This window comes from Frankia sp. CcI156, from assembly GCF_001983015.1.
In the GTDB taxonomy this organism is placed as follows: Bacteria; Actinomycetota; Actinomycetes; order Frankiales; family Frankiaceae; genus Frankia; species Frankia casuarinae.
Genome location: NZ_MOMD01000059.1, coordinates 24,775 through 42,577 on the forward strand (window position 1 = coordinate 24,775; position 17,803 = coordinate 42,577).

Sequence of the window (17,803 nt, forward strand, 5' to 3'; positions counted from 1 at the left end):
CGGGCCATCCGGCAGGGTCATGACCCGGCCGCAGGCCCCACCGGCTCACCCCGCGCGTCACGTCGCGGGGGTCACCTTCAGGCGGAACCATGGCGGTGGCGGGGGACACCACGGCGAGAGGGTGATGGCGATGTCGGACACCACGGCACAGCCGGACAGCGCGGCACAGCCGAACAGCGCGGCACAGCCGAACAGCGCGGGGTACGCGCGCCCCGCCGGGCCGGCGGACGCCCGCAACCCCGCCGGGCAGGCCGTCGAGGTGGCGGACGCGGAGTCCGCCGCCGGTGGGATCGTCGTCGGGGTCGACGGTTCACCCGCGTCCGTCGCCGCGATCCGGTGGGCCTGTGACGAGGCCGCCCGGCGCCTGGTCCCGGTGATCGCGGTACTGGTATGGGACGTCATGGGCGAACCGCGGCCGGTCTTYGAGACCGCGGCGAACGCCGACCGCGAGGGTCTGGCGCACGCCGCCACGCGGGTTCTGGACACCGCGCTGACCGCCGCCCGGGTCAGCGATCCGACAGTGCGGATCATCCGGCGGGTCGAGGAGGRCAGTCCCGTCCCGGAGCTGCTGCGGGCCGCGGTCGGCGCGCGGATGATCGTCGTCGGCGAGCGCGGTCACGGGGCCCTGCACCGGCTGGTGAGCGGCTCGGTGAGCCAGGGTGTGGTGCACTATGCCTCCCTGCCGGTCGTCGTGGTACGGCCGGTCGCCCCGGCCGCCGGCGTCGACGACCGGCCGGTGGTCGTCGGCGTGGACGGCTCGGCCCTCTCGCTCACGGCACTACGGTGGGCCGTCGAGGCGGCGATGCTCCGCAAGAGCGCCCTGCACGTCGTGCATGCCTGGCACCTGGACATCCCGATCTACCCGGGGAGCTACGCCGATATCGGATCGGTGCTGGCGGAGCAGGCCCAGCAGACCCTCGACCAGGCCGTCTCCACGATCGTCACCGAGCACGCCGGCGGGCTACCCATCCCCGTTATGAAGGAGACCGTCGCCGATGGCCCCGCCCATGCGCTGCTGCGGGCCTCGGCTGACGCGCAGCTGCTCGTGGTCGGCAGCCGCGGGCACGGCGGCTTCGCCGAACTGCTTCTCGGTTCGGTGAGCCACCAGTGCGTCCTGCACGCGCACTGCCCGGTGGCCGTGGTCAGGTAGCGGCGCGGCCCGTGGTCGGGGAACCGGCACGGTTCGTCCGGCGAGATCGATCAGCCGACGCCAGCCGGCGTTGGGATGCGGGGGCGCAGCGTGCTCAGCAGGCCGAGGACCCGGTCGGCCAGGTCCTGCTCTCCCCCGCCGGCCGATCCAGCTGATCCGGCGGTGTCCCACGAGCCGAGCAGGAAGGACGGAGTCAGGCGGACGTAGAGCTGGATCGCGGTAACCCCGGGCTGCACATATGCGGCGATCTGGTCGCGGCACTGCTCGGGCGTGCCGTGGATGAACAGGGCGTCAATGACCTCATCGGGTAGTGCCCGGGCGGCACCACGCTGGTCCCCGGCGGTCCAGCGCTCGTGGGACTCGGCGAGCCGTTCGCCGTTGCCGAGCCATTCGTGGAAGGCATGGTAGGGGGTCTGGTTGAGGATCCAGGTGAGGAACGGCCGGCTGTCGCGGCGGGCGACGTCCGGATCGGCGTTCGGGCTCACGAAGACCTTCACCACCAGCTCCTTGCCCGCTGGCTGCGGTCCGACGACGGCGCGGACCTTGATCAGATCTTCGGGGGACAACAGATTGGTGACGGCACCATCCCCCTCGGTGAAGCCGAGCTTGAGCATGCCGGGCCGCRGCGCTCCCAGGATGACCTTCGGCGTCTCGATCGGAGGATTCGGTATGGCGAAGCCGCGGATCGCGAACGTGTCGAAGGCGCCGGAGACCACCTCGCCGCGCAGCGCCCGGGTGAGGAAACGAAGCGTGTCCCGGGTCCGGCGGAAGGGCTCGTCGAACGGGATGCCGTTGAGGTCGGTCACGTGGGCGGGCACCGACGAACCGATGCCAAGGACAAGCCCGCCGAACGTCAGATCGGCCAGGGTCGCCGCGGTCTGGGCGAGCACCGCCGGGCCGCGGGTGTGGACGGGCACGATCGCGCTCGCCAGGCGCACCCGGGGATCCCAGGCGGCGGCGACCGCGAGCGGGGTGAACGCGTCGATGCCGCCGCCTTCGGCCGTCCACACGTCGCTGTAGCCAGCGTCAGCGAGTCCCGTGACGATGCGTCGATGGTCCCGCAGCGGGATGCCGGGCAGAGGAAGGGTGACACCGAAGCGCGGAGTGGTCACGGGAGTACCTCACGGGTGGTCGACGGTGTTCGGTCAGATGGTCGTCGCGGAGACGGAGGACGAAGGACGAAGGACGAAGGACGGAGACGGAGGACGAAGGACGGAGACGGAAGGGCGGGAGTTCCCGCGCCCGTAAGCTCAGGCCGGGGGGCGCYGGCCCCAGGCCGCGATGATGCTGGGCCCGAGGTCGAGGAAGTCGGGATCGGCGAGCAGGGCCAGGGCCGAGTCGAGATCGGCGCGGGTGAGCAGGCCGCTGGCGACAAGGTAGTCGGCGGACTSGCTGAACGTCGCACGCCACAGGCGCCCGATCTCGTTGGAGCCGCCAACCGGGTAGTACGTGGCGTGCAGACCGGCGTCGACCAGGCCCGCTCGGGTCAGCGGCGCCGGCAGCGTTCGCCCCCACCACAGGTCCGACCCGATCGACGACGCCATTGCCTGGCCGATCGCCTCGAAGGCGTGCCGGAATTCGTCGTGCGGTGACGAGTCAACCGGGGACAGCACGAGATCCTCAGTGACCAGCCAGCCGCCCGGGGCCAGCCAGGAGACTAGCCGCCGCAGCACCTCCTCACGTTCGGGGATGTGCATGAGGACGGTGCGGGCATGGATGAGGTCGAAGGAGCCCGGCTCGAAGTCGTGGGTGCGCACGTCCGCTTGGACGATCCGCAGGTTCGACCGGCCGGTGTCGTCGAGGAAACTCGTGCTCACGTCGACCGCGGTCACCTCCCCGCCGGGGAACCGGTCGGCCAGCCAGTAGGCGACCGAACCCGCACCGGCACCGATTTCCAGGAACCGCCCTCCGTCTGCGATTCCCCGCGCCTCGAGAACGGCGTGCGTGGCCGGGTCCACCTGTGATTCCAGCAGTTGCAGCCGACCGAGTTCCGTGGAGATGTCGTGGCTGAGGATGCCCTGGACGTATCCGACCGACGTGTCGGGCTCGGAACGCTGTGCAGCGATCACGTCTCGCGCCGGCGCCAAAGCCGCATCGAATTCCGTTGTACTGGTCATCGTCTCCCCTGGGCATGGTTCTGGGCCGGCTCCGGGCGGTCGCAGCCAAGTCCCAGACCGGTTGCGGACCAGCTCCGGTCCGGCACGGCGGTACCGATGTCTGTGCGGTTTCCACCGTCGTACCTGGTTTCCACCGTCGTACCTGGTTTCCACCGTCGTACCTGGTTTCCACCGTCGCGGCTTCCACTGCCGCGAACAGTTTCCGCGTCCCGGCCCGCGACCCATTCCAGTCGGCTCGCGGCGGCGGGTCCAGAGGCATCACGGTGCTGTTACCAGTACTAACAGGATGTCGACTATGGACGCAGAAAGCTACCTTGACCCCACACGAACACGATGCCTAATTTCAAAACTCATGGCACGGAACTCGGCGCTTGGCGCGAGCCCGTGATGCACGATGGCGGACCGTCAGTACGTCGGATCGGTTGACATACCTCGGCTGGGGAGAAGCAGATGACGCAGACCRTCACGGCACAGGCGGCCCGACTCGGCGGATACGACGACGCCAGCCGGCTTCGGCAGGCTCAGGACACCGACTGGGTGCTCGGGTTCGCCGATCCGACCGCCCGGTCCGTCGCCGATCTCGGCTGCGGCATCGGTTCCCTGCTCGCCGCGGCGCTCGACCGCCTGCCCGACGCCGTCGACGCCCTKGGCCTGGATCGTGAGGAGTCCCGGCTCGCCGAGGCTCGACGCAAGCTCGCCCCCTACGCGACCCGGGTACGGTTCCGCTTCGTCCAGGCCGATCTGCGCCGGCCCCCGCAGCTGGCCGACGATGCGGGTTCCACGGCGTTCGACCTGGTCACCCTCACCGCGGTCCTGCACTGGATCCACCCTGACGAGGAGCAGCTGGTGCGGTGGATCTCCATGCGACTGCGACCCGGCGGCGCCTTCCTGCTCACCACCCACCATCCCGAGCACGACGAGTACGGGTTCGGTGGCAGCGACGACCTCGCCCGGCAGGCCCTGGTCCGCCTGGGCCATGCGGCCGAGGACGTACCCAGGCTGCTGGCGGCGGCCGGGATCATTCCGATCGCCGTACGCACCCTGTCCGTGGACGACACCGCGACCCTGCTCGACGCGTACTTCGACATCGACGGCGTCGACGAACGCCCGGCACTCGTGCGGGCCGCGAGCGGCGAAGAGTACCAGCGGTTCCACGCGGCGACCTTTGGCACCTACTACAGCCGGCTCGTCGGTGCGGATCGCCAGGAGGACTATTTTCGGGCGATCGGGGAGGTCGCGCAGCACCGCCTCGACACCGACGGGCACATTACCCAGATGCCGGTACGGCTGTGGCGCTGTCGGCCACGGGCGTCCCGGCCTGCGGAGACGGCCCGGCCTGCGGAGACGGCCCGGCAGCCGATAGGGGGGTAGGCGGTGCGGGGAGCCGGGGCACCGCGGCGAGCAGCCGTACGGTGTAGGGGTGCCGGGGGGCGGTGAAGACCGTCTCCACCTCCCCGGACTCGACGATCCGCCCGTCGTACATCACCAGGACCCGGTCGCTGAGGTGCCGCACGACGCCGAGGTCGTGAGAGACGAAGACCATGGCCAGACGGTGGGTCCGGCGCAGGTCGACAAGCAGGTCCAAGACCTGGGCCTGGATGGACACGTCGAGCGCGGATACCGGTTCGTCGCAGATCAGCACCTGCGGTTCCACGGACAGCGCCCGGGCGATGGCCACCCGCTGCCGCTGGCCGCCGGACAGCTCGACCGGTCTGCGCCGTAGTTCCCGCGCGGAGAGCCCCACCTGTTCCAGCCGTCGGACGGCGGCGTCGCGGCGCTCGGTCCGCGCGACCCCACCCACCCGCAGCGCCTGCGTCAGGATCCGGCCCACCGTCAGTCGTGGGTCGAAGGAACCCAGCGGGTCCTGGAAGATCGCCTGGATCTGCCGACGGCGTGGTCGGCGCTCACGCTCCGACACCGAGCTGCCCCGGCCGCCCCCAGGATCCGACGGACCGACCCAGGGAACGCCGCCGAGCAGCACCTCACCCGCGTCGGGTTCGGTCAGACCCAGCATGATCCGGGCGAGCGTCGTCTTCCCCGAACCGGACTCGCCGACGAGCCCGAGGGTCTCCCCGCGGCGCAGCGCGAAGGAGACGTCCCGGACCACCTCGCGTCGCTCTCCGTCCGTCGTCCGGAACGCCTTGCGCAGTCCCGTCGCCCGCAGAAGGATCTCGGCGCCGGTCGAGCCGCCCGCGTCGAGCCCGGCAGACGCGAGCCCGGCTTCGTCGACGGGTCCGGCCAGCCGGCTGCCCCTGGTCCGTGCGGAGGGCACGGCGGCAAGCAGCTCGCGGGTATAGGCGTGCGTGGGATCGCCCAGCACCCGCTCGGTCGGGCCACTTTCCAGGATCACTCCGTCGCGCAGCACGGCGACCCGATCGGCGAGCCGGGCAACGACCGCCAGGTCATGGCTGATGAGCAGCAGTCCCATCCCGCTCGCACGCAGACCGGCGAGCAGATCGAGGATCCGGGCCTGGACCGAGACGTCGAGAGCGGTGGTCGGCTCGTCGGCGATGAGCAGGTCCGGGGTGCCGGCCAGCGCCGCGGCGATCAGCACCCGCTGGCGCAACCCGCCGGAGAGCTGGTGCGGGTACTGCCGGGCACGGACCTGTGGATCAGGAATGCCGGCCCGCGCCAGCAGCGTCACGACGCGGGGGCCACGTTCGGCTCGCGCGACCGGGCCATGCGCCCGCAGCGCCTCGTCGACCTCCTGCTCGACCCGCCGCAGCGGATCGAGGGAGCCGAGGGCGTCCTGGAGCACCAGGCCGATCCGGCGGCCACGCAGGGCGCGCCATTCCCGGTCCCGCAGCCCGATGAGGTCGGTCCCGCCCAGGCGCAGCCGCCGGGCCTGGACCGTCGCGCCCGCTCCGGCGAGTCCGACGAGGGCGCGGGCGGTCACGCTCTTACCCGATCCGGACTCGCCCACGAGGGCCACACACTCCCCCGCGCCGACATCGAAGGAGATTCCCCGCACCGCCTCGACGGCCCGAGCGCCCCGGCCGAAGGAGACCCGCAGCCCGTCGACGGTCAGCAGGGTCGCGGACGGCTCCTTCGCCCCCCGCCCGCTCGGAGGTATCGAACCAGGGGGCTCCGACCCCAGCGGTGCCAGGTTCGGCGATGCCACGTTTGGCAGTGCCAGGTTCGGCGGTGCCAGGTTCGGCGGTGCCGGCGGTGAGACCTGCGGCTGGTCGTTCACGGAGTCCGTCCCTCCACCCGCAGGCGGGCATGGCGGCCGAGCACGGTCACGGCGACGACCGTGGCGGCGATCGCCGCCCCGGGGAACACCACGACCCACCAGGCGGTGTCGATGACGCCCCGGCCGTCGGCGAGCATCGCCCCCCACTCGGGGGCCGGCGGCTTCGTACCGAGGCCTAGGAAACTCAACGCCGAACCGGAGATGATCGCCGTCCCGATGCCGACGGTGGCCAGCACGAGCAGCGGTCCGAGCGTGTTCGGCACGATGTGGCGCAGCATGATCACCGACCGGGGCAGGCCGAGCGCCACCCCGGCGTCGACGAACCCGGCATGGCGGACGACGAGGGCACGCGACCRCACAACCCGCGCGTAGCTGGGGACCGCCGCGATGCCGATGGCCACCGCCGCGTTCACCGATCCTGGACCGACGATGGTGATGACCAGCAGCGCGAGCAGCAGTTCGGGGAAGGCAAGCAGCAGGTCCACGAGCCGCATGAGCAGCCCGTCGGCGAACCGGCCGCCGAGGGCCGCCGCGAGGCCGACCGTCGCCCCGATCCCCGCGCCGAGCGCGGTCGCTCCGGCACCGAGCAGTAGCGAATGCCGGGCGCCGGTGACCACCCGCGCGAAGACGTCCCGGCCCAGCTGGTCGGTGCCGAACCAGTGTGCCCAGCTCGGTCCGCGCAGCGCCTCGCCGAGGTTCGTCCCGTCCGCGGGATGGCGGCTGAGCAGCCCCGGCCAGGCGGTCGCGACAAGAAGCAGGACTATCAGCAGGCCGGCCGCGATCAAACCGGGACGCGGCCGGCCACCGCCGGTGCCGGCCAGGGCACCGGCGGCGGGCGGCTCGGTCCCGGGGCGGGTTTCCCCGACCGCGGTCACCGGGACACCGCCAGATCAACCGCCGTGGCCCTCCCGGCACCGGATCCGTCGTCGCGCAGTCGCGGGTCGATGAGCAGGTAGAGCAGGTCGACTACGCTGTTCACGACGACGAAGACCGCCGCGGACAGCAGCACCACCGCGGTGACCACCGGGATGTCCTTGGCCGAGATCGCCACGAGGGTCACCCGACCGATCCCCGGCCGGGCGAACACCGCCTCGGTGACGACGGCGCCGCCGAGCAGGCTGCCCACCGCCCAGCCGAGCAGGGTGACGAGCGGGAGCGCGGCATGGCGCAGGGCATGGCKGGTCAGCACACCCACCGCGCCGATGCCGCGGGCGCGAACCGAGACGACGAACGGAGCCTCCAGCGCGGCGTCAAGGCCCTCCCGCAGCACCTGGGCAAGGACCCCGGCGATCGGCAGGGCCAGCGCGGACGCCGGGAGGACCAGTCCGGACGGGCCAGTGGCGCCGGCGCTGGGAAACCAGCCGAGATGCGCGGAGAAGAGGGTGATGAGCAGGATGCCGATCCAGAACGTCGGGCTCGACACGACGAGCAGCTCGGCGCTGGTCGCCAGCATCCGGCCGAGCCGGTGGGTGGTGCCGCCCCGGCCGGCGGTCGACACCGCGAGTCCGACCGCCAGCAGCGCGGCGAGTGCGGACGCCGTGAGCGCCAGCTGCACCGTCGGCCACACCTGACCGGACAACACCTCCACGACCGGCCGCTGCAGCTGGTAGGAGGTGCCGAGATGGCCGGTCACCAGGCGGCGCAGCCAGGTGCCGTACTGGACGACGAGCGGCGACTGGAATCCGTACGTCTCGTTGATCTGCTCCCGAAGCTGCGGCGAGATCCCGAACGTAGGCCCGATCAAAGTGTCGACAGGATCACCCGGTACGACGTGCAGCGTCACGAAGGCCAACGTCGCCGCGCCCCATAGGACCCCGGCGCCCACGACCAGCCGGCGCAGCAGGAACCTCGCCACAGCCCGCACTAGATCAGCCCACCCAGCTGTCGTAGAACAGCGGGAAGGCGTCCGCGTCGAAGGTGATGTCGTGGACCTTCGACGCCGTGCCGACGGTCCGGGTGAACACGTAGATCGGCAGGGTGTACGCGTGGTCGATCACATATTTCTGCACCTGCCCGTAGGCCTTCTTGCGGGCGGYGAGATCCGTCGTGCCGGCGCCGGTCGCGAGCCAGTCGTCGACCTCCGGCACCGCGATCCCGGAACTGTTCGCCCCGCCCTGGGTGAACGCCAGATTCGAGGCGAACAGTGTACGGAGCAGGTCGGGGTCGGACTTGCCCCAGCTGTAGGCGATCAGGTCGTAGCCGCCGGCGTTGCGCTGGGTGGTGTAGGCGCCCGAGTCCATCGAGTAGAGCTTGGTGGCGATGCCGACCTTCTTCAGGTCGGCCTGTACCGCCTGGCTGACGATGTCGCGCTGCTCGCGGTTGAAGGCGCCGACGTAGGGCCAGTCGAGGACGAGACGCGCGCCGTTCTTCGTGCGGTAGCCGTCGGCGTCGCGGCCGGTGTAGCCGGCCTCGTCGAGTAGCTTGTTCGCCGCGGTGACGTCATGGGGGAAGGCCTTCTCGAGGCTGCGATCGTAGGCGATGTTCTTTGGCGTCAGCRTGCTCCACGCGCGGGCGTACTGGCCGGCGTAGACCGTCTTCACGATCGTGTCGACGTCGACGGCGCGCTGGACGGCCTTACGGACCCGCTCGTCGGAGAACGGCGCACGCCTGGTGTTGAAGTAGATCGAGTAGTTGGCGTTCTGCGGAATCACCTTGAGTAGCCGCAGGGAGGTATCGCCCTCGATCGCGGCGACGTTCTGCGCCGGCACGCCGTCGGCGGCGTCGATCTCCCCACTGCGCAGCGCGCTCACCCTCGTCGCGTCCTCGGGCAGGAAGCGGATGGCCAGCTTGTCGAGGTAGGCGGCGCCGGTGTGCTTCGCGCCGCCGGGGGCCGAGGTGTAGCCGTCGTTGCGGGTGAACTCGGCGACCGATCCCTTCACATAACGGGTGAAGCGAAACGGCCCGGTACCCACCGAGTTCGGCCCGCCCGAGCAGAGGGTGTCCGGCGCGTCGGCGATCTTCTTCGACGACTCGATGCCGAGGTAGGTCGTGGCGGCCGCGGCGAGGAATGCCGCGTACGGCTTGGAGAAGGTGACCTTGGCCGTGTGCGKGTCGACGACCTCGGTGCCGACGTAGGGGCCGAGCAGCGCCACCGCGTACTGCGACTTCGTTGACTTCGCCGCGATGTGGTCGAAGTTCGCCTTCACCGCCGCCGCGTCGAACGGTGTGCCGTCGTGGAACGTCACGCCGTCCTTGAGCTTGAAGGTGAACGTCTTCGCGTCGGCGGAGACCGTCCACGACGTGGCCAGCCACGGGCCGACCCCGCCGCCMGGCTGCTGCGTCACGAGCGAGTCGAACACACCCCGCTGGATGACGGCGGTGACGTCGGCCGGGCTGACGTGCGGGTCGAGGCAGTCGCCCTCGGTGGCCACCGCGAAGGTGAGCGTGCCGCCCCGGTGCGGTGTTCCGCCCGCCCCGTTCGCGCTGGTGGAGCCGGCGGGTGCCGGATCGGACGCGCAGGCGCCGAGCATGGCGGCGGCGGCCGCGACGGCCGCGACGCGGACGGCGGGGTGGAATCGGGGACGTGGGCGTTTCATGGATGCTCCAGATAGGGCGGACGCGACGATGGCCTCACCGGGTCATGCGGCCCGGCGGCCGAGGGGCACGGGGAGCCGCAGCCGGCGGCCCGGGCGCGTGCCGTACGAGCACGGACCAGCACGAACGGGGAGGTAGTCGCCGATGGTGCTACTGCCGTACCAGCCCAGACAGGCAGCGGTTCATCCTGTTATCGCGGCTCATAGACATCGCCGCAAGCCCGTGCGCGTCGCCCCGCGGCCCGCCCCGCCCGAACCGACCCCGCCCGAACCGACCCCGGCCGAAAGGCACCCTCAGGTAACCTGAGCGGGGTCAAACGGTCGTAGCGACGCCCCGATACCCGAGATGGCGTGGACCGATGCCCGCGACATGCGGGCCCCAGGTCATGGCGGTCGACTACGCCCTGGCGGGCTGGCCGCCCGGCACATCCCCGGCCATCCGGCGGACTAAAGTCCCCGCCGAGGAGATCTGCACCGACCCCCGATCCCGGCGGCGGACCATGCCGAAAGGCCAACTCACCCGCGCACCAGGGAAGATCACAGATATCTGATCATGCTATGAAAGATCACACCACCAGCGCTGGTGGATCCAGGTAGACCGCAGGAAGGAAGGGCCGACACGGTCGGCACAGCCAGCGCAGCTGTCACACATACACAGGCACGCCACGACGTCATCGGGCGAGATACGCCCGCGGGAACGCCACGACCTCCGCCAACGCCTCCCTCGCAGCCCCCGAACTAGGCACCGCGATGTGCCAGCAGTGCCCGGTGCCCGCCCACGCGCGGTACGTGACACGGCCCCCGGYGGCGGAAGCCCCGCGTCCCGTGCGGCCAGCAGGGCCGCCGCCGTGCAGATGCAGCACCATCGCGCGCCGGCCGCCGGCCGCCGGCCGCCGGTGGCGGGCCGGGCCGCCGGTCGCGGTCAGGCYGAGAGCCGCTGCCGCGCGGCGGGGTCCGGGCGCCCCGCCGCGCCCGGCGTCTCGGCCGCCAGCCGGGTGAGCAGCTCCCGGTCCGCGGGCGTCGCGGGCGTCTGGAGCCAGATGGTGGACTCCGGATCATCACCCGGTCGCAGCACCGACAGCATCAGCGAAATGTCGCCGAGCGGCGTGGCCGCGCTGACCGTGCGGCCCGTGAACACGCGCACGGACCGGCACTGCCACCAGGCACGCAGCTCGGGGCGCGCCTGTTCGAGCAGCTCCAGCACGGCACGGCCGCGCTGGTCGTCGGGATGATGACCGATCTGGGCGCGGAACTGGGCGAGCAGGTCCTTGGCCACGTCCTCGGACCCGCCCATCCCGTCCCGGGTCCGGGGCTGCGCCACCAGCAGCCACAGCAGGTTGCGCTGGGGCTCGGGCACGTCGGCGGGATCCCCCMACAGGACGGTGTAGGCGTCGTTCCAGGCGGTGACGTCGAAGCGCCGGTCGAGCAGCAACGCCGGACAGTTCGGCCAGTTGTCCAGCACCGAACGCAGCGCCTTGACGAGGGTGTGGTGGCGGTCCGCTGGCGGCGTGTGCAGGCCGGCGAGCGCCAGGGCGTGGCGACGACCGTCGTCRTCGAGCCGCAGGGCCCGGGCGACGGCCTCGAGGACCTGCCGGGACGCGGCGACCCGGCCTTGTTCCAGCCAGGTGTACCAGGCGAGGCCGAGGCCGGAGAGCGCGGCGACCTCCTCCCGGCGCAGCCCCGGGGTGCGGCGGCGAGGTGTGGCGGGCAACCCGACGTCCTCGGGTCGCAGGCGCTCACGGTGGGCACGAAGAAAGAATCCAAGCTCACGCTGGCGGGCGTCGTCGCTCATCGGTTCCAGTCGGATCGGGCGGCCTGGTCGACACCGCCGATCCGGYACATCCGGCACATCCGGCACATCCGGCGGGCGGGACAGCATCGACACAGGGACACGCGGTCAGCAGGACTGCTACTACCCTCAGTCGCCAACAACGCCTAACAGCAGTCACCCATGTGATGGCTGAAATCCAGCCACCGCCGCCGGATCAGCGCAGGCCGAAACGGCCGAGCGGACCGTCCAACGCAAGAGGACACAGCCCCATGGTGGCATCGCCCGGCAGCCATGTCCGGCGCTTACCCGGAGAGATCGCGCCATTTACATGATCGAATAACGTCAGCACGAATTTCGACACCCGAAGCAACCTATCAATAACCACAAGTAATAGATCTGTGATGATCAGCCGGAATCCGGATCATCGAAAACACCGACTCGCGGAACGTGTTCATCCCGCCATGGCGCCCGCGGCCACCCCGATCATTCGATCATCCGGTCCGGCGCCGATCCGCGGCCGGACCCACGCCCACGGCCCGTCCAGCCGGCATGCGGACCGTCCAGCAGTCCGTGCCGATAGGCGTAGAGGCCGGCGCGTAGCCGGTCCGGCTGGCCGATCTTGCGCATCGCACCGGTGAGGTACCGCTTGACCGTTGCCTCGGCCAGGGCGAGCTCGCAAGCGATCTCCGCGTTCGACAGACCGCGGGCGAGTTGGCCGAGCACCGCGCGTTCCCGGGAGGTCAGCCCGAGGGCCTGCGGTGGCAGCTCGGCCTGGACCGGCGGCCCCGGCACCCCCGTCGGCGGCGGCGCGGGCAGGAAGACCACGCCGCCGAGCGCGGCGATGGTGACCGCGTGGGCGAGGTCGGCAGGCGGGGCGTCCGGCAGCACCGCCCCCGACGCCCCGGTGGTGAGGATCTGGGTCAGTTCGGCGCAGGTGGCCAGCGGCCGCAACAGCAGAACGCGCGTGGTGGGGATCCGGTCGCCCTCCACGCGCAGCCGGCGCACCGCCGCGAGGTCGGTCGCGAGATCCCCCGCGAGCCCGAGCAGCAGGACCCGGGGACGCGAGCGGCGGATCTGCGGCAGCGCGGCATCCAGCCGATGGCCGCGGCCGACGACGTCGAGCCGGCAGATCGTCGAGAGCAGCAGGTGCAGCCCCGCCCCGGTCACCGGATGGGCGTGYAGCAGAAACACCGACACGCCGCCGTCGATTCCCGTGGGCCTGAGATCCTTGGCGTACGCGGGACACTCGGGCTGCGCGGACGCCTCGGCGCGAACGGGAACCCCAGGACAGGCCGAAACCCTGACCCACGGCGGACCCCCGGAGGACCCGGAGGACCCGGAGGACGCAGAGGACCCGGAGACCTCGGCACGGACGGGAGGGGGCGAGGCGGCTCCGATCGTCATGACTCCGGGTCCTTACCACGAGGAGCGAACGCGGGCCGGCGGTATCACCCCGTCGTCCCGCGTGCAGGKGGCTGGCCTGACCGTAGGCACCTTCGGGTAGCTCAACCAGGTAGGCGGTGGTATCGCTAACACCCTCCGCGCACACCGTCCCCGGACCCCTCCGCCCGGTCCGACAGCCACCGGTCCGACAGCCACCTGCCGTCAAGCCTCAGAGCGGACGGGTGATCAGCTCCCGGATCTGGTCGGTGACAGGTCCCAGGTCATCCCGGCGGAGCAGGTTGATCCGGTTGCGGGTGATGTCCCCGCGGTGGACGAACTCATAGAGGTCCTGACGCTGCCCGAAGCTGTCCGCCGTGAGCTCCCAGGCCAGCCGGAACAGCCGTGACTTCTCCTCGACCGGGAGGTTCGCGCCCCGCATGTACCGATCGAGATAGGGCCGCAGGTCGGCGGYGGCGAGGTCACGCTCGCTGGGCTGCATGAGGACACCCGACGAGCCGATCCGCCGCACGATCTCCACCGCCCGGCCGGCGACCTGCGCCGACCACACGCGGCTCGCGTCGGTGTTACCCGGCGCGAGCAGGCCGCCGTCCGTCGTCTCGGCCCTGGCCTCCCCCGCGTCGAGAAAGTACCCGACGAGGTCAACGTAGCTCGCCAACTCCCCGAGGTCCTCCTGGACGTGACGCAGCCCCGAGGCTCCGATCGCGTCGGCGAGCAGCGTGCCGACGGCGAGCAGGGTCCGCAGCCGTTCCTGGTAGCGGATGTGGCCGGCGGCCGCGCTCCAGGCGTTGATCCGTCCGAGTCCGACCCGGGCGAGGTTGCCGTCGCGCAGCAGGAACACCCGGTCCCACGGAACCAGCACGTCGTCGAAGAACAGCATGGCGTCCTGCTCGTCGAACCGGGACGCGAGCGCGTGGGCGTGCCCGTACGGCCGGGCCCCCAGCGGCTCCCGACAGAGGATCTTCACGCCTGGGGTAGCCAGCGGCAGGCCGAACCAGATCACGAACTGCTCGGCCTCGCGCTGCGCGAAGCTCGCCGAGAGGTACACGAGCACCTCGTGGGCCAGTGGGGCCAGCGTCGTGAGCTGCTTGGCGCCCCGGACGACGACGCCGTCGTCCCGCTCGGCGATGATGCGCAGCGCGAGATCGGGATCGTCCACGGGGCTGGTGGTCCGGTCGATCTGCGGGTCGCCCAAAGCGTGGCYGAGGACCAGGTCATTGGCCGCACAGTGCCGGTAGAAGGCCACCGCGTTGGCGCCGAAGCCGGCCTGGTTGCACTCCAGATGCTCCCGGAAGTCGAGCAGACCCACCGCCACGTTCGCCATGAACGACGGCGACCGGCCGTGCTGACCCCAGGACTCGCGCATCCACACGGCCGTGCTGCGCCGCCGGGCCCGCAGATCGTCCAGCGTGCGCGGCAGCTGGTAGGACCARCCGACGCGGGTTCCCGCCTCGGGTTCGTGGACGGTGAGCACGTCGCGCAGATCCGGGTCGTGCTGCAGGTCGAACAGCCGGGCCAGCTCGTCAACGGCGCCCCGGAAGGCTGGATGCGTCGCCACGTTCGCGACCTTCTCCCCGTCGAGCCACACCTCGCGGCCGTCGTTGAGGCTCGCCCGGTACCGCTCCCCGGTCATCAGCCCCTGCGCGGCAGGCGGCGGGGTTCCCAGCGGCGAGTCGGCCGGGGGATCGGCCGTCGCACCGGCGGGGTGGTCACCGGCGGCTGGTCGGCCCGGATCGTCGATGGCGCCGGGATGACCGCTGTCGGTCACGAGGGTCATGGCCTGATCTCCGCTCTGTGGACAATGTCGGTGGCGCCGGTGGCGCCGGTGGCGCCGGTGGTGCCGGTGGTGCCGGTGGTGCCGGTGGTGCCGGTGGTGCCGGTGGCGGTCCAGACGCAGCCACGGTCGACCTGCCCCGGTCCGGCGACCGACCCGGCMACGACGGCAGGCTGGCCGCCCGGAGCGGGCACGGCCACGCCGGCTGACGGGACCGAGGGGTCGTCATGCAGCAGGCGGAAGGCCGGTTCGTATCCCTTGGCCCGGATGTTCGCCGAGAGGGCAGTGGTGCAGAACGAACAGGGGGAGGCCAGGGTGAGGGGCACGCCCCGGGCGCGGGCCTGCTCGCGGTAGTCCCAGATGCCACAGTGCGAGATGATCAGGGTCGCTTGCATGGGCTCGTCGGTGTCGACCGCGTAACGGGAGGAGTAGAGATCCGCCTGGCGTGCGAGCCGGTGGACGACGTCGGCGGGCCGGCCGGTCGGCTCGGGCTCCACCTTGCCGAAGACCGAGGCATTGGCCCTCGCCCAGTCGACGAGCTCCGCCTCGCCCCAGCGCGACACGATGAACCGTTCGATCAGTGCCTGCGCGCGGAAGAACACCCGCTRCCAGGCCGTCGGATCACGATCGTCGGGCGTCGGGAAGTCGGCGAAGATCTCGGCCTGGGTATGCAGCCAGTCGAGTAGACGCAGATCGGCGTGGTGTTCCAGCAGGAACGTCGTCATCCCCGACTCCGCCTCGAGCAGGCGCTGCTGCCACAGGGCTACGCGGTCGTCTCCGGTCATGTCGAGGGCCGGAGCCGGGGTAGACGACCCGGACGCCGTCGCCCGCGGGGATGCGCCGGGCGGCTCAAGGTGGGCGTGGGGACGGGTGCCGAGGACCGCCATCGGCACCGACGCGGCMGAGGACATGGACATGGGTATGGCCATCGGCGTGGCAACGGCACGGGGCACGTGTGTGGGAGCCTCCACGGATCTCCTGTCCCTGGCGGCCCCGGCTAAGCGGGCCACCGCGACGACCGTTCCGGAGACCGGACGGTCAGGATGAATCACGACGGAAACGACGCTAAGTGCGCGGATGATGTAGAAATACCGACCTTTGGTGCATCTTCGTGCCACTTTCGGCGTCCGTCTCCTCACACGTTGTCGCCGTATGCATCGGCGCCGCACGGTTCGTCCGCCGTCGGCAACTCCGGCGGCCGTCGGCAACTCCGGCGGCCGTCGGCGACTTCGCGGCAAAGGTGTGGGCGGAATGCCGGGTGCGGTACTTGCGGTTCCGGCGAGGGCGCAGCGGATACGCTCGGTGYCTTAGCCCTCCATCGACTTACCCGGGGGTGGYTGCGGCAGCGGTCGCCTTCCCACCCACGTGATCAGTATCCGGGACGCGTGTATCTATCAGGACGCGAGCGCCCCTCCGATTCCCTGACCCTTCAAGGCACCAGTCCCCCGGAGGTTCCTGATGGCGATGACGGATGATGCCGAGATGCCGTTGCTGCGCCGGCTGGTCGGGCAGGCGCTGCGCCGACGTCGCCTCGCTCAGGGCCGCACCCTGCGGGACGTGGCGGACGCGGCGCGGGTGTCGACGCCCTACCTCTCGGAGATCGAACGCGGCCTGAAGGAGGCGTCTTCGGAGATCCTCGCCGCGGTCTGCCGGGCGCTGCACATCCGGCTGTCCGATCTGCTGGACGAGGTGCGTCTGGAGCTCGCCCGGCTCGAACCCGAGGTCACCCCCGTGACATCGCCTGGGCCGCTGTCCGCCGTCCACGGGCAGGCGACACCACCGATCACGGCCCGCGTCATCTCCGCTGACCTGCACGCCGCCAGCGGCACCGCGGCCACCGCCAGCATCACGGGCTCGGCTGGCATCGAAACAACCGGTGTCGGCGCAACGGTCGGCGCGGCGTCGCCCTTCGGCGTGTCGCCGAACCTGGGACTCTCGCCGAGCTTCCGGGCCGCCGTCCATACCGGCCGGGTGGTGGTGCCCAGCCCGCGGCGAGCCGCCGTCGCTCCCGGTCCGCGGGGATCGGGGAGATCGGAGGGGCCGGGCAGGTGGTCCCGGCCCGCGGCCGCCTTCCGGCCGCAGCATAGTCGGCCGGAAGGCGGCCGCGGGCACGCTCGTCGACAGGTCGGCCTGTGGCCAGTCGACGTGTGGCAGGCCGACCGGAGCGGCCAACCGCCGGATCGCACCCGGTCAGGCGCTGCGTGCCGATAGAAGCCGGGCGGCCTTACGGCTCATGATGACCTCGTCGATGAGGCCGTACTCCTCGGCCTCATCGGCACTGAAGATCTTATCGCGTTCGGTGTCGCGACGGATCTCCGTCTCGGTACGACCGGTGTGGCGGGCGAGCATCGTCTCCTGCAGCGCCCGTACGCGCAGGATCTCCCGCGCCTGGATCTCGATGTCGCTCGACTGGCCCTCGCCCTGCGCCGACGGCTGGTGGATGAGGATCCGGCTGTTCTCCAGCGCGAACCGCTTCCCCGGCGTGCCCGCCGCCAGCAGCACCGCCGACGCCGACGCCGCCTGACCCATGCAGATCGTCGAGATGTCCGGCCGCACGAACTGCATCGTGTCGTAGATCGCCGTCAACGACGTGAACGACCCACCCGGCGAGTTGATGTAGATCGAGATGTCCCGGTCGGGATCCTCGGACTCCAGGAACAGCAGCTGCGCCATCACGTCGTTCGCCGACACATCATCGATCTGCACACCGAGAAAGACGATCCGCTCCTTGAGCAGCTTCGAATACGGATCCATCGAGTACTCGCCGCGGGAGGTCCGTTCCACGATGTTCGGCAGGACGTGACGGGCCCTCGGCGCACCGCCACCCAGCATGATCCCGCTCGCGGCGGGAGGCCGCCCGGTCA

Annotated in this window: 15 protein-coding genes; 3 read left to right on the top strand and 12 right to left on the bottom strand. The window is 71.2% G+C overall.

Going from position 1 to position 17,803, the window contains the following annotated elements; translation table 11 throughout:
• Positions 1-130 precede the first annotated feature (130 nt).
• Positions 131-1,150: a universal stress protein gene (locus CcI156_RS19200; protein WP_083718680.1), complete on the top strand. Its 1,020-nt coding sequence runs from the start codon at positions 131-133 to the stop codon at positions 1,148-1,150.
• 50 nt (positions 1,151-1,200) lie between these two features.
• Here CcI156_RS19200 and CcI156_RS19205 read toward each other — a convergent pair whose 3' ends face one another.
• Both CcI156_RS19205 and CcI156_RS19210 read right to left on the bottom strand, forming a co-directional pair.
• Positions 1,201-2,262 carry an LLM class F420-dependent oxidoreductase gene (locus CcI156_RS19205; RefSeq protein ID WP_076807311.1) on the bottom strand — a complete coding sequence of 354 codons (1,062 nt, stop codon included), beginning with the start codon at positions 2,260-2,262 and terminating at the stop codon, positions 1,201-1,203.
• A 138-nt stretch (positions 2,263-2,400) separates the two neighbouring features.
• Positions 2,401-3,267, bottom strand: a complete 867-nt coding sequence (locus CcI156_RS19210; RefSeq protein WP_175637628.1) for a class I SAM-dependent methyltransferase — start codon at positions 3,265-3,267, stop codon at positions 2,401-2,403.
• A gap of 450 nt (positions 3,268-3,717) precedes the next feature.
• On the opposite strand from CcI156_RS19210, the gene CcI156_RS19215 reads away from it, so the two are divergent.
• Positions 3,718-4,638, top strand: coding sequence for a trans-aconitate 2-methyltransferase (locus CcI156_RS19215; protein ID WP_076807313.1), 921 nt, complete (start codon positions 3,718-3,720; stop codon positions 4,636-4,638).
• Here CcI156_RS19215 and CcI156_RS19220 read toward each other — a convergent pair.
• The 9 genes from CcI156_RS19220 to CcI156_RS25910 all read right to left on the bottom strand — a co-directional run bounded on the left by CcI156_RS19220 (position 4,535) and on the right by CcI156_RS25910 (position 15,856).
• Entirely contained in the window at positions 4,535-6,460 is a 1,926-nt protein-coding gene (locus CcI156_RS19220) for an ABC transporter ATP-binding protein (RefSeq protein WP_023841766.1), read from the bottom strand. The two genes, CcI156_RS19215 and CcI156_RS19220, sit on opposite strands and share 104 nt — an antisense overlap.
• Complete coding sequence (locus CcI156_RS19225) at positions 6,457-7,335, bottom strand: ABC transporter permease (RefSeq protein WP_076807316.1); 879 nt, start codon at positions 7,333-7,335, stop codon at positions 6,457-6,459. The genes CcI156_RS19220 and CcI156_RS19225 overlap by 4 nt, the downstream gene beginning before the upstream one ends.
• Positions 7,332-8,324 carry an ABC transporter permease gene (locus tag CcI156_RS19230; protein WP_076807318.1) on the bottom strand — a complete coding sequence of 331 codons (993 nt, stop codon included), beginning with the start codon at positions 8,322-8,324 and terminating at the stop codon, positions 7,332-7,334. Before CcI156_RS19230 ends, CcI156_RS19225 begins: the two co-directional genes overlap by 4 nt.
• A 4-nt stretch (positions 8,325-8,328) precedes the next feature.
• Entirely contained in the window at positions 8,329-9,996 is a 1,668-nt protein-coding gene (locus tag CcI156_RS19235; RefSeq protein WP_076807321.1) for an ABC transporter substrate-binding protein, read from the bottom strand.
• Between the two features lie 919 nt (positions 9,997-10,915).
• Complete coding sequence (locus CcI156_RS19240; protein WP_076807323.1) at positions 10,916-11,785, bottom strand: helix-turn-helix transcriptional regulator; 870 nt, start codon at positions 11,783-11,785, stop codon at positions 10,916-10,918.
• A 193-nt stretch (positions 11,786-11,978) separates the two neighbouring features.
• On the bottom strand, positions 11,979-12,125 hold the full coding sequence (locus tag CcI156_RS25905; RefSeq protein ID WP_157858560.1) for a hypothetical protein: 147 nt from the start codon (positions 12,123-12,125) through the stop codon (positions 11,979-11,981).
• Between the two features lie 122 nt (positions 12,126-12,247).
• Complete coding sequence (locus CcI156_RS19245) at positions 12,248-12,955, bottom strand: response regulator transcription factor (RefSeq protein WP_175637630.1); 708 nt, start codon at positions 12,953-12,955, stop codon at positions 12,248-12,250.
• Between the two features lie 421 nt (positions 12,956-13,376).
• Complete coding sequence (locus CcI156_RS19250; protein ID WP_254847518.1) at positions 13,377-14,942, bottom strand: 4-hydroxyphenylacetate 3-hydroxylase family protein; 1,566 nt, start codon at positions 14,940-14,942, stop codon at positions 13,377-13,379.
• The gene (locus CcI156_RS25910) at positions 14,939-15,856 is read right to left on the bottom strand and encodes a hypothetical protein (RefSeq protein ID WP_175637631.1); all 918 of its coding nucleotides are present in this window, start codon (positions 15,854-15,856) and stop codon (positions 14,939-14,941) included. The genes CcI156_RS19250 and CcI156_RS25910 overlap by 4 nt, the downstream gene beginning before the upstream one ends.
• Positions 15,857-16,397: 541 nt before the next feature.
• Here CcI156_RS25910 and CcI156_RS27505 point away from each other — a divergent pair.
• Entirely contained in the window at positions 16,398-17,150 is a 753-nt protein-coding gene (locus tag CcI156_RS27505) for a helix-turn-helix domain-containing protein (protein WP_011437162.1), read from the top strand.
• Here the strand turns inward: CcI156_RS27505 and CcI156_RS19270 are convergent.
• Positions 17,130-17,771: an ATP-dependent Clp protease proteolytic subunit gene (locus tag CcI156_RS19270; RefSeq protein WP_035733944.1), complete on the bottom strand. Its 642-nt coding sequence runs from the start codon at positions 17,769-17,771 to the stop codon at positions 17,130-17,132. The two genes, CcI156_RS27505 and CcI156_RS19270, sit on opposite strands and share 21 nt — an antisense overlap.
• Positions 17,772-17,803: the final 32 nt, after the last annotated feature.

Bases quoted from the DNA above. Each gene is read 5' to 3' on its own strand.
- CcI156_RS19270 (WP_035733944.1), bottom strand. From the start codon at position 17,771: ATGCTGGGTGGCGGTGCGCCGAGGGCCCGTCACGTCCTGCCGAACATC.
- CcI156_RS27505 (WP_011437162.1), top strand. From the start codon at position 16,398: ATGGCGATGACGGATGATGCCGAGATGCCGTTGCTGCGCCGGCTGGTC.